Genomic DNA, 601 nt, shown 5'->3' on the forward strand with positions numbered 1-601 from the left:
CAAATTGTATCTTAGCTGAGGAGAATCCTGATCATAAAGAGCTACTTATGTGTTGTGACTAGCATTCAAATTGTATCTTAGCTGAGGGATGCAGCATGACATTCAGATGATAGTAGTGTTGTGACTAGCATTCAAATTGTATCTTAGCTGAGGAGAATGCTTACAGGTCTGCAAGGAGACATCGTTGTGACTAGCATTCAAATTGTATCTTAGCTGAGGAGAGAAGAGTACAAAGAGCACCCTCTGCACGTTGTGACTAGCATTCAAATTGTATCTTAGCTGAGGTGTAGCCAACACGGCCCGGGCTGTTCTCGAGTTGTGACTAGCATTCAAATTGTATCTTAGCTGAGGTGCGGCATGGACAGACATAAACACCTTAACGTTGTGACTAGCATTCAAATTGTATCTTAGCTGAGGATTACAGTTTTATTCATGAATCTGAGTTTAGTTGTGACTAGCATTCAAATTGTATCTTAGCTGAGGGCAATTCCCAGCCTACAGGCATTATAACTAGTTGTGACTAGCATTCAAATTGTATCTTAGCTGAGGCTACCTAATGCTGATGAGGGAACGGTGTTTGTTGTGACTAGCATTCAAATTG

General features: G+C 40.9%; 1 CRISPR repeat array.

Going from position 1 to position 601, the window contains the following annotated elements:
• Positions 1-51 precede the first annotated feature (51 nt).
• A CRISPR array of direct repeats spans positions 52-549; the repeat unit is 36 nt; unit sequence GTTGTGACTAGCATTCAAATTGTATCTTAGCTGAGG.
• Positions 550-601: the final 52 nt, after the last annotated feature.

Source organism: Roseivirga sp. UBA838, assembly GCF_002296035.1.
Classification (GTDB): Bacteria; Bacteroidota; Bacteroidia; order Cytophagales; family Cyclobacteriaceae; genus Roseivirga; species Roseivirga thermotolerans.